Below are 14,478 nucleotides of genomic sequence, written 5' to 3'. Positions count from 1 at the left end.
GATCACTCCTCGTACGATGACAGCGACGAACACGCGCCGCATTTGCCGCAGCCCGCCTTGATATCGCTCGAACGCAGCGCGGCGGCATTGAGCATCGCGCCGAGCGGTTGCAGTACCGCTTTCATGAATTCGGGCGTCGGCGCCGGATGGTCCTCGAGCGGCGTGCCGCTGATCGGCACGAAGGGCACCACGAACGGATAGACGCCGAGTTCGATCAGCTCGCGCGACATCGCGAGAATCGCCTCCGCGCTGTCGCCCAGGCCCGCGAGTATGTAAGTGCTGACCTGGCCACGTCCGAACACGGCAACCGCCGCCTTGAACGCTTCCATGTAGCGCGACAGCGGCACGCTCGCCTTGCCCGGCATGATGCGTTCGCGCAATGCGGGCGTCACCACTTCGAGATGCATGCCGAGCGTATCGATGCCGCTCGCTTTCATGCGTGCGAACCAGCGGTCGTCGTCGGGCGGCTCGCATTGCGCCTGGATCGGCAGATCGACCGCGGCCTTGATCGCGAAAGCGCTTTCACACAGAATCTGCGCGCCGCGATCGGACGTGGGCGGTGTGCCGGTCGTCAGCACCATGTGCTTGACGCCGTCGAGCAGCACCGCCGCGCGCGCCACTTCAGCAAGCTGCTCCGGCGTCTTGCGCGCGATCGTGCGGCCCGCCGCCAGCGACTGGCCGATCGCGCAGAACTTGCAGCTCTTGCGGCGGCTCTCGTAGCGGATGCAGGTTTGCAGCACGGTCGTGGCGAGCACGTCCGCGCTATGCAATGCGGCGATGGGCGAATACGGCACGCCGTCGAGCGTCTGCATGCGATAGAAACGCGGGGCTTTCGGAAAGCTGATGGTGGCAATCGGAATCGCGCCGCGCAGCAACGCGCTCGTGCCGTTCGCGTCCGGCGTCTGCGCGACGAACGGCGAGTGCCAGGCCGTGCTCGTATGCACCGGCACCATGATCGTCACGCCGTCCACCGTCACCGCCTTGTGATCCGACGGCCCGGCGCCGCCGCGCCGGCTGGCGGCGCCCGCATCCGGCGCGACGAGGCGCAGACCCGCCGACTGCAATTCAGTCATCAATTGCCGGCTCGCTGCCGACAACGTCTCGCTGGAGTTCATCGCGCCATCCCACGGTTGAGTTGAAATCGGTGTTCGAAGCAGTCGACCACACCGGCATCGGCGCCACGGTTTCCGCCGGCCGCCGGTTGATCGCGAGGCTCAGCAATTCGGGTCGCGCGTAGTGGCCGACCGAATCCATCATGCGTTTGCGTTTGGTGATCAGGCTCATGTCGAGATCGGCGATCACCATGCCCTCGCCCTCGCGCAGCGGTTCAGCCAGATGCTGTCCTTCCGGCGACACGATCGCGGTATGGCAGCCGCCGCGCAGCGCCTTTTGCAGACCAGGATCCGCCGTGACCGACGCAATCTGCGCTTCGCTCAGCCAGCCCGTTGCATTGACCACGAAGCAGCCCGACTCCAACGCGTGATGCCGGATCGTCACCTCGATCTGCTCAGCGAAGATCGGCCCCACCAGCGAGCCGGGAAACTGGCTGCAATGAATCTCTTCGTGCTGCGTCATTAATGCATAGCGGGCGAGCGGGTTGTAATGCTCCCAGCAGGCCAGCGCGCCTACCCGCGCCACCGCCGTGCGCGCCACTTTCAAACCGGCCGCGTCGCCCTGGCCCCAGATCATCCGCTCATGAAACGTCGGCGTGATCTTGCGGCGCTTGAGCAACAGCTGGCCATCCACGTCGAAGATCAGTTGCGTGTTGTAGAGGCTGCCGTGATCGCGCTCGTTGACACCGAGCACCACCACCATCCGATGCAAACGCGCCCGTTCGGCCACCGCTTGCGTCACGGGACCCGGCACGACCACGGCCTCCTCATAGAGCTTCATGTGATCGGCGCCGGAGACGACCGGCGGCCGCACGAAAGAAAAGTACGGGTAATACGGCACGAAGGTTTCGGGGAACACGATCAGTTGCACGCCTTCGCGCGCCGCCTGCTCGATGGCCTCGCACACCTTGTCGAGGGTGCCGCCGCTGCGTTCGAAGTCCGGTGCGATCTGGACCGCCGCGGCACGCACGATGCGTTTGTCGGACATAGTGGTCACCCGTATCCCGTCAAACCGTCCACGTGTGGATGATCAGCGCGTTGTCCTTGCGATGAAGCAGCTGGATGTCGAGCACGTCGAGCGGACTGATCGGCCGGATGCCTTCGATGAGCGACGCTTCGCCGTGCCCGTACAGCGCTTGCAGCGCGAAACGGCATGCGTACACCTTGCCGCCCTCTTCCATGAACTTCACCAGTTGCTTGTTGAAGTTCAGATGGCCGGGGAACGCCTCGTCGCCGAGCGTCGGAAAGCCGCGTTGCAGACCGAGCGTGACACCCGGCCCGTACAGCAGCACCGAAGTCTCGAAGCCCTTGCGTTGCAGGCGCGTGGCTTGCAGCAGATTGACGAAGCCGATCGACCCTTCGAAGGCGACCGTGTGAAACGTGACGAGCGCCTTTTCGCCCGGTTCCGCTTTCACGTCTTCGAAGACTTTCTCTTCGTAGTCGACAAGGTAATCGCCTTTCTGATGCAGCGGTTTGTTGACGGCTGGCATGACACTCTCCGATCAGGTTTGCTAAGTAAAAGATGACGCGCCGTTCAGGCTGTGCGCGCTTCTTCCAATGCAACGCCCGTGCCATTGATCGGCCACACCAATGCGATCAATCAGCAATCAATTCCGCCTCGATTCGGAGTGCGACTCGAAAATTTTTTTGGCGCGAAGTTTGCGTGGAGCCTCGCCGTGTCGAACAACAACGCCCGGCAGCGCGTTATCGCACCAGCCGGGTGCGGTTTGACGCAGCGAACGTGTCGGCGTGGTGCACTCATTCACCACGGACGATCAATCCGATCATTGACCGACGAAATATGCGATCAACTTTCACCACCTTCATCCGAAGCCGCCAATGAGCAGCCCGACACACCACTGGATCAAACGGCTCGCCGATATCCGCAAGCCGGCCTACCTCGCCATTCCCGATCTGATCGAGGAGGATCTCGCCACCGGCCGTCTGCGTCCGCGCGACCGTCTGCCGGGACTACGCGACCTCGCACTGGAACTCGCGCTGAACTACACCACCGTGGCGCGCGCGTATGCCGAAGCGAAAAAGCGCGGCCTGCTCGATTCGCGCGCCGGCAGCGGCACGTTCGTGCGCGGCCGTACGGCCACCCTGCCGTTGGCCGGCGGCAGCAGCATCGAGATGTCGATGAACACGCCACCCGAGCCGCCCGACTACGCCGCGCGTTTGCGCGACTCGGCGGCGAGGCTGATGACCGACAGCGATCCGTATCAGTTGCTGCGTTACCAGGACTTCGGCGGCTCGCCCGCGGACAAGGAGGCGGGCGCCGCATGGCTGAAACGCCGCGTGCCGCATTGCGACGCGCAGAATGTGCTGGTGTGCCCCGGCATCCATAGCGCGCTGGTGGCGCTCGTCTCGCAACTGGCGCGGCCCGGCGCCACGATCTGCCTCGACACGCTCGCGTACCCCGGCATCAAGGCGATCGCCGCGCAACTCGGCGTGCGTCTGCAAGCCTTGCCGCGCGACGACGAAGGCCCGCTCGCGCACGCCTTCGAAGCGCTCTGCAAGACCGACAAGCCGAGCGCGTTCTATTGCAACCCCACGCTGCAAAACCCGAGCACGCTGACGCTCACGCATAAGCGGCGCGAAGCGCTCGCCGACGTCGCGCTGCGCTATAGCATCCCGATCATCGAAGACGACGCCTACGCGATGCTGCCGCAAAGCGCGCCCGACGCGCTCGCGAGCTTCGCGCCCGAACTCACCTACTACGTGACGGGTTTGTCGAAAAGTCTCGGCGCCGGCTTGCGGGTGGCGCATCTGCATGCGCCGACGCCGCGCCAGACACAGCGTCTGGCCGGCGCGTTGCGCGCAACGACAGTGATGGCGAGCCCGTTCACCGTCACGCTCGCGACGCAATGGCTCACCGACGGCACCGCGCTCGATATGCTCAACGCGATCCGCGCCGAATCGCGCGCACGCCAGGCGATTGCGTCGCGCCTGCTCGAAGCGTGGCCTTACGAAGCGAATCCGGACGGCTTTCATCTATGGTTGCCGGTGCAGGTCGAAAGCGGCTGGAGCGCCTCCGAACTCGCGTTGCAACTGCGCAATCAGGGCATCGCCGCGGTCGCGGGCGCGGCATTTTCGACCGACGGCAATCCGCCCAACGCGATGCGTGTGTGTCTGGGCGGCTCGAAGACGCGCGACGAATGCGAAGAGGCGCTGCGCATCGTGGGCGAAACGCTCGACCATCCGCATCATCTGCATTCGCCGGTGATGTGAAATGATCTGACGCTCACGCGCGGCGAGCGTTATCGTCAGACGAATACAGCGCTTACCGCTGCTTTTTGCGGCTTGTTGCGACTTATTGCCCGTTCACGCGGTCGTCCATGTATGCGCCTTTGCAAGCGCTGCTTCAGCGCCCATTGAATATCCCGCTTCAAGCGAAAAACCTTCGAGCGAAGGTTCGGGCGCCGTGCGTGGCTTGCGCGGCGCTTACGACTCGAAGTCGAGTCCGCCGATCAGCGCCACGGCGTCAGCCTGCGTATGCGAGAGAAAATCCAGTTGGCGCGCATGACGCCATGCGTCGAGCTTGCGCGGCAGCGCCGCCAGGTAGCCGGCAAAGCGCGCCTGCCCTCCCGCCCCCATCAGCCGCTCGATCTCGTCGCTGTCCCACGTCAAATACAGGTTCAGCGGATGAGGATAGTGGCCCAGCGGTTCGAGCGGCGCAGCGTGAATGCGCAGGCGCGTCGGATGTCCATGCCCGCCGTAGGGCAGCACTTCGGTGTGCACGGTCGTGGCGAAACAGGCGGCAATGGCCTCGGCGATCCGAGGTGCGAACTGTTGATCGAAGCGGGCGGCACTCTCTGGACTCATCGATGTCTCCGGCGTTGCGCATCATGTGCGAAATAGGCAGTGTACCGGCGGTGCAGGATCGACGGCAGCCGGTCCTTCATCCTGCGCGTTTGTTCCGGGCAGCCCGACTCGCGCGCCACCGAAGCAGCCACCCGACGAGAGCCGCGAACGCGGCGGTCGCTGCATAGCCGGCGACCCGAATGGCGTCTTCGCTGGGCAGGCGGGAGATCAGTACGACGACAACGGCTAGCGCAAGCAGCGCTAGCAATCCGACCATCAATTTCATCGCCCTCTTCACCCCGAATGTTTTGAAGGACTACCCCGCACCGCCGCAGAGAACGGCACCACGACGACAGGCAACCCAAGCATACCTGTGGGCAACCCACACGGTGCAGTCGGGGAAACCAGACACGGCACCTCCGGGCTCAGGCGCTCAGGTGATCAACCGCGCCCACTCCCTCTCGCCTGCTCCAGCACAAACTCGATAAACGTCGAAGCGGCCCGGGTGTGATGCCGATTCGGCATGTACAGCATGTACATATGCGTTCCAAAGATACTGAGCCGCCACTCATCGAGCGCAGTCACCACATCGCCGCGGCGAAGATCCTCCTGCACCACGTAATCGGGCACGAGCCCCACACCCAGTCCCGCCAGCACAGCCTGGCGCAAAAACAAAAAATTCTCGGAAATGATCGTCGGCTCCAGCAGCACTTCATGCCGCTCGTCGCGCAGATAGGCTGCAACGCGCAGCTGTTTGCCGACCACCGCCGCGGTAATCAGCGGCGCGGTGCGCAGATCGTCGAGCTTGCCGGGCATGCCATGCCGCTCAGCAAAGGCCGGTGACGCACAGGCGACGTAGCTCACCGAACCCATATCGCGAGCCACAAGATTCTGCGGCGGCTCCGACATGACCCGCACCGCGATATCGACCTCGTCGCGCATCAAGTCTTCGACGCGATTCTCGAACATCACGTCCAGCACGATGCCCGGATAGAGACGCTTGAACGCAATCAGCCAGTCCGCCATCACCAGTTGCCCGTAACCGCTCGGCACGCTCAACCGCACCCGCCCCTGCAAGCTTTGCCCAAGCGTCGTGACCGACTCGTGCGCGGCGAGCAGCGCGTTCTGGATCGTGCGGCCGTGTTCGTACAGTTGCAGACCGATTTCGGTCGGCTCGACCCGGCGTGTCGTGCGCCTCACCAGCTGCAAGCCGATCGAGCGCTCGAGCTGGTTCAGGTGATAGCTCACGTTCGCGCGGCTCATCTTCAGCCGCCGCGCGGCTTCGCTGAGATTGCCCGCGTCGAGGATATCCACCAGCAAGGTCAGCGAATTGACGTCCATGGCGACACCTTTGTCAAAATTATTTTGACAGTCTGTCAACCGCCCATGTAATTGTCAATAAACCTTGTCCACCCGACAATCGCGACATTCAGAGAATCCGCCGGACCGGCATGCCTCGATCACAGTCAGGAGACGAAACCATGAACCTCAACCCTTCGGCCGACGTCGTGACGCGCGAATTGCGCGGCAAGGTGCTGCTGGTGACGATCGACCATGCGCCCGTCAACGCGCTTGGCGCCGATGTGCGGCGCGGCCTGCTCGCCGCGATCGAAGCCGCGGACGCCGAGCCGGCCGTCGAGGCGGTGCTGATCGTCGGCGCCGGCCGCAACTTCGTCGCCGGCGCGGATATTCGCGAGTTCGGCAAAGCGCCGGTTCCGCCTTCGCTGCCGGACGTGTGCAACCGCATCGAAACGTGCGCCAAGCCGGTCGTGGCGGCGATTCACGGCGCTGCGCTCGGCGGCGGCCTGGAAGTGGCGCTGGCGGCACATTACCGACTGGCCGTCGACGGTGCGAAGCTCGGCTTGCCGGAAGTGCAGCTCGGTCTGCTGCCCGGCGCGGGCGGCACGCAACGCACGCCGCGTCTGATCGGCGCGCAGGCCGCGCTCGATCTGATATTGAGCGGCCGCCACGCCGGCGCGAAGGAGGCGCACGCGTTGGGTCTCGTCGACCGGCTCGGCAGCAGCGGCGACGTTCTTGCCGAGGGCCTTGCCTACGCGCACGAACTGCTGGCCGCGCACGCGCCGGTGCGCCGCACGCGCGACGCCGCCGCGCTGAGCGATCGCGCAGCGAACCTCGCCGCGGTCGCTGCGGCGCGGGCGGAAACGGTGAAGAAAGCGCGCGGCCTGTTCTCGCCGATGAAGATCGTCGAGGCGGTGGAAGCCGCCGTCGACCAGCCGTTCGAAGACGGCCTGCGGCTCGAGCGCAAGCTCTTTCTGCAATGCCTCGACAGCCCGCAGCGCGCGGGGCTGATCCACGCGTTCTTTGCCGAACGCGAGGTGCTCAAGGCGCCGGAAACACGCGACGCGAAACCGCGCGCGCTCGGCAAGATCGGCGTGGTCGGCGGCGGCACGATGGGCGCGGGCATCGCGGTCGCGGTGCTCGACGCGGGGCTGCCGGTGACGATGATCGAACGCGACGACGCATCGCTCGCGCGCGGCCGTGCGCACATCGAAAAGGTCTACGACGGCCTGATCGCCAAAGGCCGCATGAGCGCCGCCGCGAAAACGGACGTGATGACGCGCTGGAGCGGCAGCATTTCGTACGACGCGCTCGCCGACGCCGATCTGGTGATCGAAGCGGTATTCGAAGACATGTCGGTCAAGCAGGCGGTGTTCGCCGAACTCGACCGCGTCTGCAAGGCGGGCGCGGTACTCGCGACCAACACCTCGTATCTCGACATCGACGCGCTCGCGGCGAGCGTTGCGCGTCCGGCCGACGTGATCGGCCTGCACTTCTTCTCCCCCGCCAACCTCATGAAGCTGCTGGAGGTGGTGGTGCCGAAGCAGGTCAGCGCGGACGTGGTCGCCACCGCGTTCGAACTCGCGAAGAAGCTGAAGAAGACGCCGGTGCGCGCGGGCGTGTGCGACGGGTTCATCGGCAATCGCGTGCTCGCGGTGTATCGCGCCGCCGCCGATGCCATGATGGAAGACGGCGCATCGCCCTATCAGATCGATGCGGCCGTGCGCGCTTTCGGCTTTCCGATGGGACCGTTCCAGGTGGTCGATCTGGCCGGCGGCGACATCGGCTGGGCCACGCGCAAGCGGCGCGCCGCCACGCGTCATCCGCAAGCTCGCTACGTGCAGATCGCCGACCGTCTTTGCGAACGCGGCTGGTTCGGCCAGAAGACGGGACGCGGTTTTTATCTGTATCCCGAAGGATCCCGCAGCGGCATGCCCGACCCCGAAGTCGAGGCGATCATCGAGACCGAGCGCAAACGCGCCGGCATCACACCGCGCAACTTCACCGACGAAGAAATCATCCGCCGCTATATGGCCGCGATGATCAACGAAGGCGCCAACGTCGTGCATGAAGGCATCGCGCTACGGCCGCTCGATGTGGATGTCACCTTCCTGTACGGCTACGGCTTTCCGCGTTACCGCGGCGGTCCGATGCACTATGCCGACATGACAGGTCTGCCGACGATCCTCGCCGATATCCGCGAGTTCGCCAAAGAAGACCCGCTGTTCTGGCAGCCGTCGCCGTTGCTGGTGGAGCTGGTCGAACGCGGCGCCGATTTCGCGAGCCTCAATCAGACGGTTTGAAACGGCGCGTCTGACAGCACATCGACAGGCTGCGACGCGCTCGCCGCCTGTCTGCCCAATCTCTACGGAAGAACCCGCTATGGATCTGAACTTCACTCCTGAGGAAGAAGCCTTCCGCGCCGAAGTCCTCGGCTTTCTGCGTGACAAGCTCCCGCAGCGTCTCGCCGACAAGGTGCACGGCGGCCGGCGCCTGACGCGCGCCGACATGGCCGAGTGGCACGCGATCCTCAACGCACGAGGCTGGCTAGCCAATCATTGGCCGAAAGAGTACGGCGGCCCCGGCTGGAACGCAGTGCAGAAATTCATCTTCGAGAACGAATGTGCATTGGCGGGTGCGCCGCGGGTCGTGCCGTTCGGCGTCAACATGCTGGGTCCGGTGCTGATCAAATACGGCAACGAAGCGCAAAAGCGCCACTGGCTGCCGCGCATTCTCGACGGCTCCGACTGGTGGTGTCAGGGTTACTCGGAACCCGGCGCGGGCTCCGACCTTGCCTCGGTGAAAACCACCGCCTTGCGCGGCATCGATGCGCAAGGCGAGCACTACATCGTCAACGGCCAGAAGACGTGGACCACGCTCGGTCACTACGCGAACATGATCTTCTGTCTGGTCCGCACCGCTACCGATGTGCGCAAGCAGGAAGGCATCAGCTTCCTGCTGATCGACATGAATACGCCCGGCGTCGAAGTACGGCCGATCATCACGCTCGATGGCGAGCATGAAGTCAACGAAGTGTTCTTGACCGATGTGCGCGTGCCGGCTGAGAACCTCGTCGGCGAAGAGAACAAGGGTTGGACCTACGGCAAATACCTGCTCACGTATGAGCGCACCAATATCGCGGGAGTCGGCTTCTCGGTCGCCGCGCTCAATCGGCTGCGCATGATCGCCGCGAAACAACTGCGCAATGGCCGGCCGCTCGCGGAAGATCCGCAGTTCGCGGCTCGCATGGCGCGCGTCGAGATCGACCTGGAGAACATGAAGACCACCAATCTGCGTGTGATCGCAGCGGTGGCCGGCGGCGGCGTGCCCGGCGCGGAGAGTTCGATGTTGAAGATTCGCGGCACCGAGATCCGCCAGGAAATCTCGTCGCTCACGCGGCGCGCGATGGGACCCTACGCGCAGCCCTTCATCGAGGAAGCCTTGCACGACGGATATGAAGGCACGCCGGTCGGCCCGGATGAAGCCGCAAGCGCCGCTTCCTTGTATTTCAACAATCGCAAGCTGTCGATCTTCGGCGGCTCGAACGAAATCCAGAAGAACATCATTTCCAAAATGATCCTGGGACTGTAAGAAGGCGCAATCCATGAATTTCCAGCACACCGAAGACCGCCGCATGCTGGCGGATACGCTCAATCGCTTCATCAGCGAGCAATACGGCTTCGAGACGCGCGACAGGATCGCGCGTTCGGCGGAAGGGTTCAGCGCCGAACTGTGGAATCGCTTCGCCGAACTCGGCATGATCGGCGCGTTGTTCGGTGAGACGCAGGGTGGCTTTGGCGGCGGCGGCTTCGATATCGCCGTGGTGTTCGAGAGCCTGGGCCGCGGTCTCGTGGTCGAGCCGTTTCTCGACACGCTGATCGTCGGACAGGCCATTGCACGCAGCGGCAACGAGATGCAGAAAGCGACGCTTGCCGGATTGATCGACGGCTCGCGGCTCGTCGCGCTGGCGCATGGCGAACCCGATAGCCACTACGAACTTGCGCGCGTGACGACGCGTGCCGCGCGCAGCGGCGACGCATGGCGGCTGAACGGCGCGAAGGCGGTGGTTCAGCAAGGCGAGAGCGCCGGGTCGTATCTGGTCTCGGCGCGCACGCACGGCGCGGACGATGCTGAAGACGGCATCACGTTGTTTCTCGTGCCTCGCGACGCAGCGGGCGTGAACGCGCGCGGCTATCGCAAGATCGATGGCGGCCGCGCCGCGGAAGTCACGTTCGACGACGTCGCACTCGATGACGACTGCTTGCTCGGCGCGGCCGGCGATGGTTTTGCGACGCTCGAATACGGCATTGGCTGCGGCGTGCTCGCGCTGTGTTCCGAGGCAGTCGGCGCGATGGATGTCGCGAAGGACGCTACGCTCGAGTATCTGCGCACCCGTCTGCAGTTCGGCGTGCCGATCGGCAGCTTCCAGGCCTTGCAGCACCGGATGGCGGATCTGTTGCTCGAGATCGAGCAGGCTCGCTCGGCGGTCATCAATGCCGCTGCGGCGCTCGAGGGTGAGCGCAAAGTGCGGGAAAGGGCGCTCTCAGCGGCCAAATACAGCATCGGGCGGATTGGCGCGCGGGTTGCCGAGGAGTGCATTCAGTTGCACGGCGGCATCGGCATGACCTGGGAATTGCCGCTTGCCCATTATGCGAAGAGGTTGGTGATGATCGATCATCAGCTTGGGGACGAAGATCATCATCTGGAACGGTATGTCTCGCTTGGGCGCGGTTGAAGTACGCCGGCGGTAGTGGCACACAGACCCGCAGCGCCGTCGAACCAAGGCCGTCAAGCCGGCACCCTTCGCCTCAAACTCGCGCCGACATGCTCATCGGGCAAATACGCGCGCCCACGCCCGAACAATTTTTCGCGCAGCGTCCCTTCGGCGTAAGCCGTCTTGTAAGCGCCTCGTTCCTGCAACTCGGGGATCACCAGATCGATGAAATCGCTATAGCATTCCGGCATCACAGTGCGGGCCAGATTGAATCCGTCGATATCGGTTTGCTCGATCCAGCCGATCAACTCATCGGCAACCTGAGCGGGTGTGCCGACAATTGCCGGATAGCGGCCGCCCAATTGCAATTCTTCGCGCAGGATCTGCGCGACAGTGCGCTCCTTGCCCGCGCCGGTGAGATTCTTCATCACTGATTCGATCGCGTTGTTCTTTGCGTAGCGAATCGGCTCGTCGGGCGCGTAGCGGGAAAAATCGATGCCGCTCGAACTGGCATAGTGCGCAAGGCCCGCTTCCGGGCTCGCATAGCGCGCGTATTCCGCGTACTTCTCACGCGCTGCTTTTTCGGTCGGCGCCACGATGACGGACAAGCCCATGAAGAACTTGATGTCCTCGGGATTGCGGCCTTCGTTACGCACTGCCGCGCGTACGTCGGCCACCAGTTGCCTCAGCGCGGCCGGTTTCTGCTGCGAAACGAACACGCACTCCGCATGGCGCGCCGCAAACTGCTGGCCGCGCCCCGACGAGCCCGCCTGAAAAAGAACCGGCGTGCGTTGCGGCGACGGCTCGGACAGGTGATAGCCGTCGACGTTGTAATACTGCCCGCGATGGTCGATCCGATGCACCCTGGCAGGATCCGCATAGATCCGGGACTCGCGGTCGGCGCGCACCGCGCCCTCCTCCCAGCTGCCTTCCCACAGCTTGTAGGTCACTTCCAGGAATTCGTCGGCGCGATCGTAGCGCTCGTCATGCGCGATCTGCTGATCGAGACCCATCGCCCGGGCCGCGCTTTCGAGGTAACCGGTGACCACGTTCCAGCCGATCCGGCCGCCGCTCAGATGATCGAGCGTGGAGAAGCGGCGCGCGAGCAGATACGGCAGGTCATAAGTCAGATTGACGGTTACGCCGAAGCCGAGATGCTGTGTGACGGCCGCCATCGCCGATACGGTCAGCAAGGGATCGTTGACCGGCAGCTGGATCGCTTCCTTCAGCGGCAGTTCGACCGAATGCCGATACACGTCGTACACGCCGACGATATCCGCGATGAACAGGCCGTCGAACAGGCCGCGTTCGAGCAGCTTCGCGAGATCGGTCCAGTACGACAGCTTCTTGTAGTCCACCGAACGGTCGCGTGGATGAGTCCACAATCCGTGATTGATATGGCCCACGCAATTCATGTTGAACGCGTTCAGCAGAATCTGTTTCGTCATGACGATATGTTCCGAAGTGGGCTGTGAGCCGCGGGAGACTCAGGTCGGGTCGCTCGGCGCCGCATCGCCGGCCTTGACCGGCGCCCATGCATCGTGCGGCGACCGGCCGCCTGCATAGGACAAGCCGGCTTGGTCCGCACGGGTGCGCGCCGCCTCGAGCAGCGCGTGGGTGAGGCGTTGCTCGAGTTCAGGCGTCAAGACGTCTCCTTCGATATCGCGCGAGCCAGTGCGCGCAGGTTCCGGCTATCCGCTCACGCCACCGCCGCCACCGCCTTTAGCCATCGGGAGTCACTATGAGAGAGATGTGGCCGAACCCGAACCAATTAATTGTCATTTCTTAAGAAGTGTCGGTTCGGCCGATGGCGCGTGGGCCTTTACCCTCAGGCCGGCTTGTCACGCACTCGACGCGGCGTCGCGCGCCTGGCTGTCATTCAGGCGGGATGTCGAGCGGCACGACGAACATGCCGGCGGTGTAATCCATATGAAAATAACCGCTGCGCGCGTACGCGGCGATGCGCTCCAATTGCTCAGGCGAATGACGGCCGTGCGCCGCCACTGCCGTCGCTTCATGCGAGAGCCCTTGTGTGGTGGGTTCATGCGTTTTCCAATGCTTCAGCACGGTACGTGCCGGATGTCGAAAACCGTCCCAGATAAGCGCCGCTGCGTTTGCCATGATGCGACTCCATTGATTCGATGCTCTGTTAAATAATCTAGCTATTCGAATCGAGGAGTGCAAAGAAGCTTTTGTGGATTGCTTTAGGGCGCTTTAGGGCGGGTTGATCCGACCCTGATCCTGATGGATGCACCGTCACGCCGCAACTATGCGTTGCTGGCGTGCCGCCAGCGGGCGACGGCATGAAGTGGCTACTAGATTAGGCGGCCCCCGCTGGTGTCGCTTGTCGCCTGCTGTGGTGCTGCCGATCATAGCTGCAGCCCGCGTGCAATTGACCGCAATCGCGCGGACGCGTGCAGCGTCAGTTTGGGAAGGCAATCAAGCAGGTTGGCGGCGGTTATCGCGATTCAATGTAATCAGCATATAGAACGGCAAAGCGCTTTATATTGCCCGTTGATTTATCTGATAATTTGCGCTCCTACGTTTCTCGCTTTAATGAGATAACGGCTTCTACAGTCAGACAAGGAACGCTTATGCCGTGGTCATATCAGCAAAGCACGGGAAACCTTTCGTTTAATGGTGAATTCGTTGAACGCGGTTACTCCGGCGCTGCGACAGGCAAAAACAATCCAGCCATGCAGACGGTTCCGAACATCGGGCCAATCCCACGCGGGAATTATCAGATTGGCGAGCCCCATACCTCTCCTCACACGGGAACCTACACACTCAATCTAACGCCGACTGCTGGCACCAATACATTTGGGCGAAGTGCTTTCAGGATTCACGGCGATAGCCTGCACCACCCGGGTACAGCGTCTGAGGGCTGCGTTATCATGGGCGCTCAAACTCGTCATCGCATATGGGCGAGCGGTGATCGTCGGCTAGAGGTCATTCAATGAAGCGCGCATTCGGTTTCACATTCGTATTCGCCTTGGCCTGCGTCTGCTCGACAGCAATTGCAGGCACAGCACAATCAGTCCCTTCCGTTTTGGCCAGACAACTTGACGATAAAGGCGCAAAGGCGACGGTAAGCAGCATGTCAGAGTCAGAATGGGACAGCGTGCTCACCCATATCGACTCCGGTAACGCTGCATGGGTCGCACTTGTACCCAAGCTGGCAGCAGGGACGGACGGCGGAAATTCGGAAGACCTAGGAATTGGATTGGCCTACGCGCTTCCCAAAAATCCCAAGGCGGTTCTGCAGGCCATCGACCCCGACAACGGGCCGGTGCTGGGCGTCAGTCGCGTTTGCTCCGCGCCCTTCATCGAAGACACTGTTAAAGATATTCCCGCGTACATCAAGCGCGCCAAAGTGGCTCTAAGCAAAGTCCGCGACCCTTCGTTGCAGGACGTTAAAAAGGCTTGTCTGGCCGAACTGGCAAAGCCGTAAACTGAATGCGCCGCCTCGGTGGCTGTGCAATTGATCGCATTGGGACGGCGCAACGCCGTCCCCCAATGCGTCACCACTCTTTTGGGACGTTAGCGTTA

The 14,478-nt window shown here is 63.2% G+C and carries 14 protein-coding genes; 6 read left to right on the top strand and 8 right to left on the bottom strand.

Translation table 11 applies throughout. The annotated features are described in order from the left end of the window. Positions 1–2: 2 nt before the first annotated feature. The 3 genes from DLM46_RS33975 to DLM46_RS33965 are packed head-to-tail and all read right to left on the bottom strand — an operon-like array spanning position 3 to position 2,602. Positions 3–1,073: an MSMEG_0568 family radical SAM protein gene (locus tag DLM46_RS33975; protein WP_115108384.1), complete on the bottom strand. Its 1,071-nt coding sequence runs from the start codon at positions 1,071–1,073 to the stop codon at positions 3–5. Continuing rightward, the gene (locus tag DLM46_RS33970; RefSeq protein ID WP_115108382.1) at positions 1,066–2,100 is read right to left on the bottom strand and encodes a Nit6803 family nitrilase; all 1,035 of its coding nucleotides are present in this window, start codon (positions 2,098–2,100) and stop codon (positions 1,066–1,068) included. Before DLM46_RS33970 ends, DLM46_RS33975 begins: the two co-directional genes overlap by 8 nt. Before the next feature lie 19 nt (positions 2,101–2,119). Next, positions 2,120–2,602, bottom strand: coding sequence for an MSMEG_0572/Sll0783 family nitrogen starvation response protein (locus DLM46_RS33965; RefSeq protein WP_115108380.1), 483 nt, complete (start codon positions 2,600–2,602; stop codon positions 2,120–2,122). Positions 2,603–2,951: 349 nt separating this feature from the next. On the opposite strand from DLM46_RS33965, the gene DLM46_RS33960 reads away from it, so the two are divergent. Beyond that, positions 2,952–4,343, top strand: coding sequence for an aminotransferase-like domain-containing protein (locus tag DLM46_RS33960; protein WP_115108377.1), 1,392 nt, complete (start codon positions 2,952–2,954; stop codon positions 4,341–4,343). Between the two features lie 213 nt (positions 4,344–4,556). Here the strand turns inward: DLM46_RS33960 and DLM46_RS33955 are convergent, their stop codons facing one another. After that, positions 4,557–4,937, bottom strand: a complete 381-nt coding sequence (locus DLM46_RS33955; RefSeq protein WP_115108374.1) for a DUF5594 family protein — start codon at positions 4,935–4,937, stop codon at positions 4,557–4,559. Positions 4,938–5,357: 420 nt separating this feature from the next. Next, positions 5,358–6,257: a LysR family transcriptional regulator gene (locus tag DLM46_RS33945; RefSeq protein WP_115108369.1), complete on the bottom strand. Its 900-nt coding sequence runs from the start codon at positions 6,255–6,257 to the stop codon at positions 5,358–5,360. A 140-nt stretch (positions 6,258–6,397) separates the two neighbouring features. Between DLM46_RS33945 and DLM46_RS33940 the strand changes: the two genes are divergently transcribed. From DLM46_RS33940 to DLM46_RS33930, 3 genes are all read left to right on the top strand, one after another. Then, positions 6,398–8,518: a 3-hydroxyacyl-CoA dehydrogenase NAD-binding domain-containing protein gene (locus DLM46_RS33940; RefSeq protein WP_115108367.1), complete on the top strand. Its 2,121-nt coding sequence runs from the start codon at positions 6,398–6,400 to the stop codon at positions 8,516–8,518. A 79-nt stretch (positions 8,519–8,597) separates the two neighbouring features. Then, positions 8,598–9,806 (top strand): acyl-CoA dehydrogenase family protein, encoded by a 1,209-nt coding sequence (locus DLM46_RS33935; RefSeq protein ID WP_115108364.1) that lies wholly within the window; start codon positions 8,598–8,600, stop codon positions 9,804–9,806. A gap of 13 nt (positions 9,807–9,819) precedes the next feature. Next, on the top strand, positions 9,820–10,950 hold the full coding sequence (locus DLM46_RS33930) for an acyl-CoA dehydrogenase family protein (RefSeq protein ID WP_115108361.1): 1,131 nt from the start codon (positions 9,820–9,822) through the stop codon (positions 10,948–10,950). A gap of 53 nt (positions 10,951–11,003) precedes the next feature. Here DLM46_RS33930 and DLM46_RS33925 read toward each other — a convergent pair whose 3' ends face one another. From DLM46_RS33925 to DLM46_RS33915, 3 genes are all read right to left on the bottom strand, one after another. Further along, positions 11,004–12,377, bottom strand: coding sequence for an LLM class flavin-dependent oxidoreductase (locus DLM46_RS33925; protein WP_115108359.1), 1,374 nt, complete (start codon positions 12,375–12,377; stop codon positions 11,004–11,006). 39 nt (positions 12,378–12,416) lie between these two features. Continuing rightward, entirely contained in the window at positions 12,417–12,575 is a 159-nt protein-coding gene (locus DLM46_RS33920; RefSeq protein WP_208866394.1) for a hypothetical protein, read from the bottom strand. Between the two features lie 229 nt (positions 12,576–12,804). After that, positions 12,805–13,050, bottom strand: a complete 246-nt coding sequence (locus tag DLM46_RS33915; RefSeq protein ID WP_115108356.1) for a hypothetical protein — start codon at positions 13,048–13,050, stop codon at positions 12,805–12,807. Positions 13,051–13,523: 473 nt separating this feature from the next. Here DLM46_RS33915 and DLM46_RS33910 point away from each other — a divergent pair, with 473 nt between their 5' ends. Beyond that, positions 13,524–13,889: a tlde1 domain-containing protein gene (locus DLM46_RS33910; protein WP_115108354.1), complete on the top strand. Its 366-nt coding sequence runs from the start codon at positions 13,524–13,526 to the stop codon at positions 13,887–13,889. Beyond that, on the top strand, positions 13,886–14,380 hold the full coding sequence (locus DLM46_RS33905) for a hypothetical protein (RefSeq protein WP_115108352.1): 495 nt from the start codon (positions 13,886–13,888) through the stop codon (positions 14,378–14,380). The genes DLM46_RS33910 and DLM46_RS33905 overlap by 4 nt, the downstream gene beginning before the upstream one ends. Positions 14,381–14,478 lie beyond the last annotated feature (98 nt).

Origin of the sequence: Paraburkholderia lacunae, assembly GCF_003353175.1 — a bacterium.
GTDB lineage: Bacteria > Pseudomonadota > Gammaproteobacteria > Burkholderiales > Burkholderiaceae > Paraburkholderia > Paraburkholderia lacunae.
The sequence above is the reverse complement of the archived record's forward strand: the minus strand, read 5'-3'. Positions and strand labels throughout refer to the sequence as shown.

What these genes read in the sequence shown, in the direction of transcription:
- DLM46_RS33935 (WP_115108364.1), top strand. Translation starts at nt 8,598, where the DNA reads ATGGATCTGAACTTCACTCCTGAGGAAGAAGCCTTCCGCGCCGAAGTC.
- DLM46_RS33910 (WP_115108354.1), top strand. Translation starts at nt 13,524, where the DNA reads ATGCCGTGGTCATATCAGCAAAGCACGGGAAACCTTTCGTTTAATGGT.
- DLM46_RS33915 (WP_115108356.1), bottom strand. Translation starts at nt 13,050, where the DNA reads ATGGCAAACGCAGCGGCGCTTATCTGGGACGGTTTTCGACATCCGGCA.
- DLM46_RS33960 (WP_115108377.1), top strand. Translation starts at nt 2,952, where the DNA reads ATGAGCAGCCCGACACACCACTGGATCAAACGGCTCGCCGATATCCGC.
- DLM46_RS33975 (WP_115108384.1), bottom strand. Translation starts at nt 1,073, where the DNA reads ATGACTGAATTGCAGTCGGCGGGTCTGCGCCTCGTCGCGCCGGATGCG.
- DLM46_RS33905 (WP_115108352.1), top strand. Translation starts at nt 13,886, where the DNA reads ATGAAGCGCGCATTCGGTTTCACATTCGTATTCGCCTTGGCCTGCGTC.
- DLM46_RS33970 (WP_115108382.1), bottom strand. Translation starts at nt 2,100, where the DNA reads ATGTCCGACAAACGCATCGTGCGTGCCGCGGCGGTCCAGATCGCACCG.
- DLM46_RS33965 (WP_115108380.1), bottom strand. Translation starts at nt 2,602, where the DNA reads ATGCCAGCCGTCAACAAACCGCTGCATCAGAAAGGCGATTACCTTGTC.
- DLM46_RS33945 (WP_115108369.1), bottom strand. Translation starts at nt 6,257, where the DNA reads ATGGACGTCAATTCGCTGACCTTGCTGGTGGATATCCTCGACGCGGGC.
- DLM46_RS33930 (WP_115108361.1), top strand. Translation starts at nt 9,820, where the DNA reads ATGAATTTCCAGCACACCGAAGACCGCCGCATGCTGGCGGATACGCTC.
- DLM46_RS33925 (WP_115108359.1), bottom strand. Translation starts at nt 12,377, where the DNA reads ATGACGAAACAGATTCTGCTGAACGCGTTCAACATGAATTGCGTGGGC.
- DLM46_RS33940 (WP_115108367.1), top strand. Translation starts at nt 6,398, where the DNA reads ATGAACCTCAACCCTTCGGCCGACGTCGTGACGCGCGAATTGCGCGGC.
- DLM46_RS33955 (WP_115108374.1), bottom strand. Translation starts at nt 4,937, where the DNA reads ATGAGTCCAGAGAGTGCCGCCCGCTTCGATCAACAGTTCGCACCTCGG.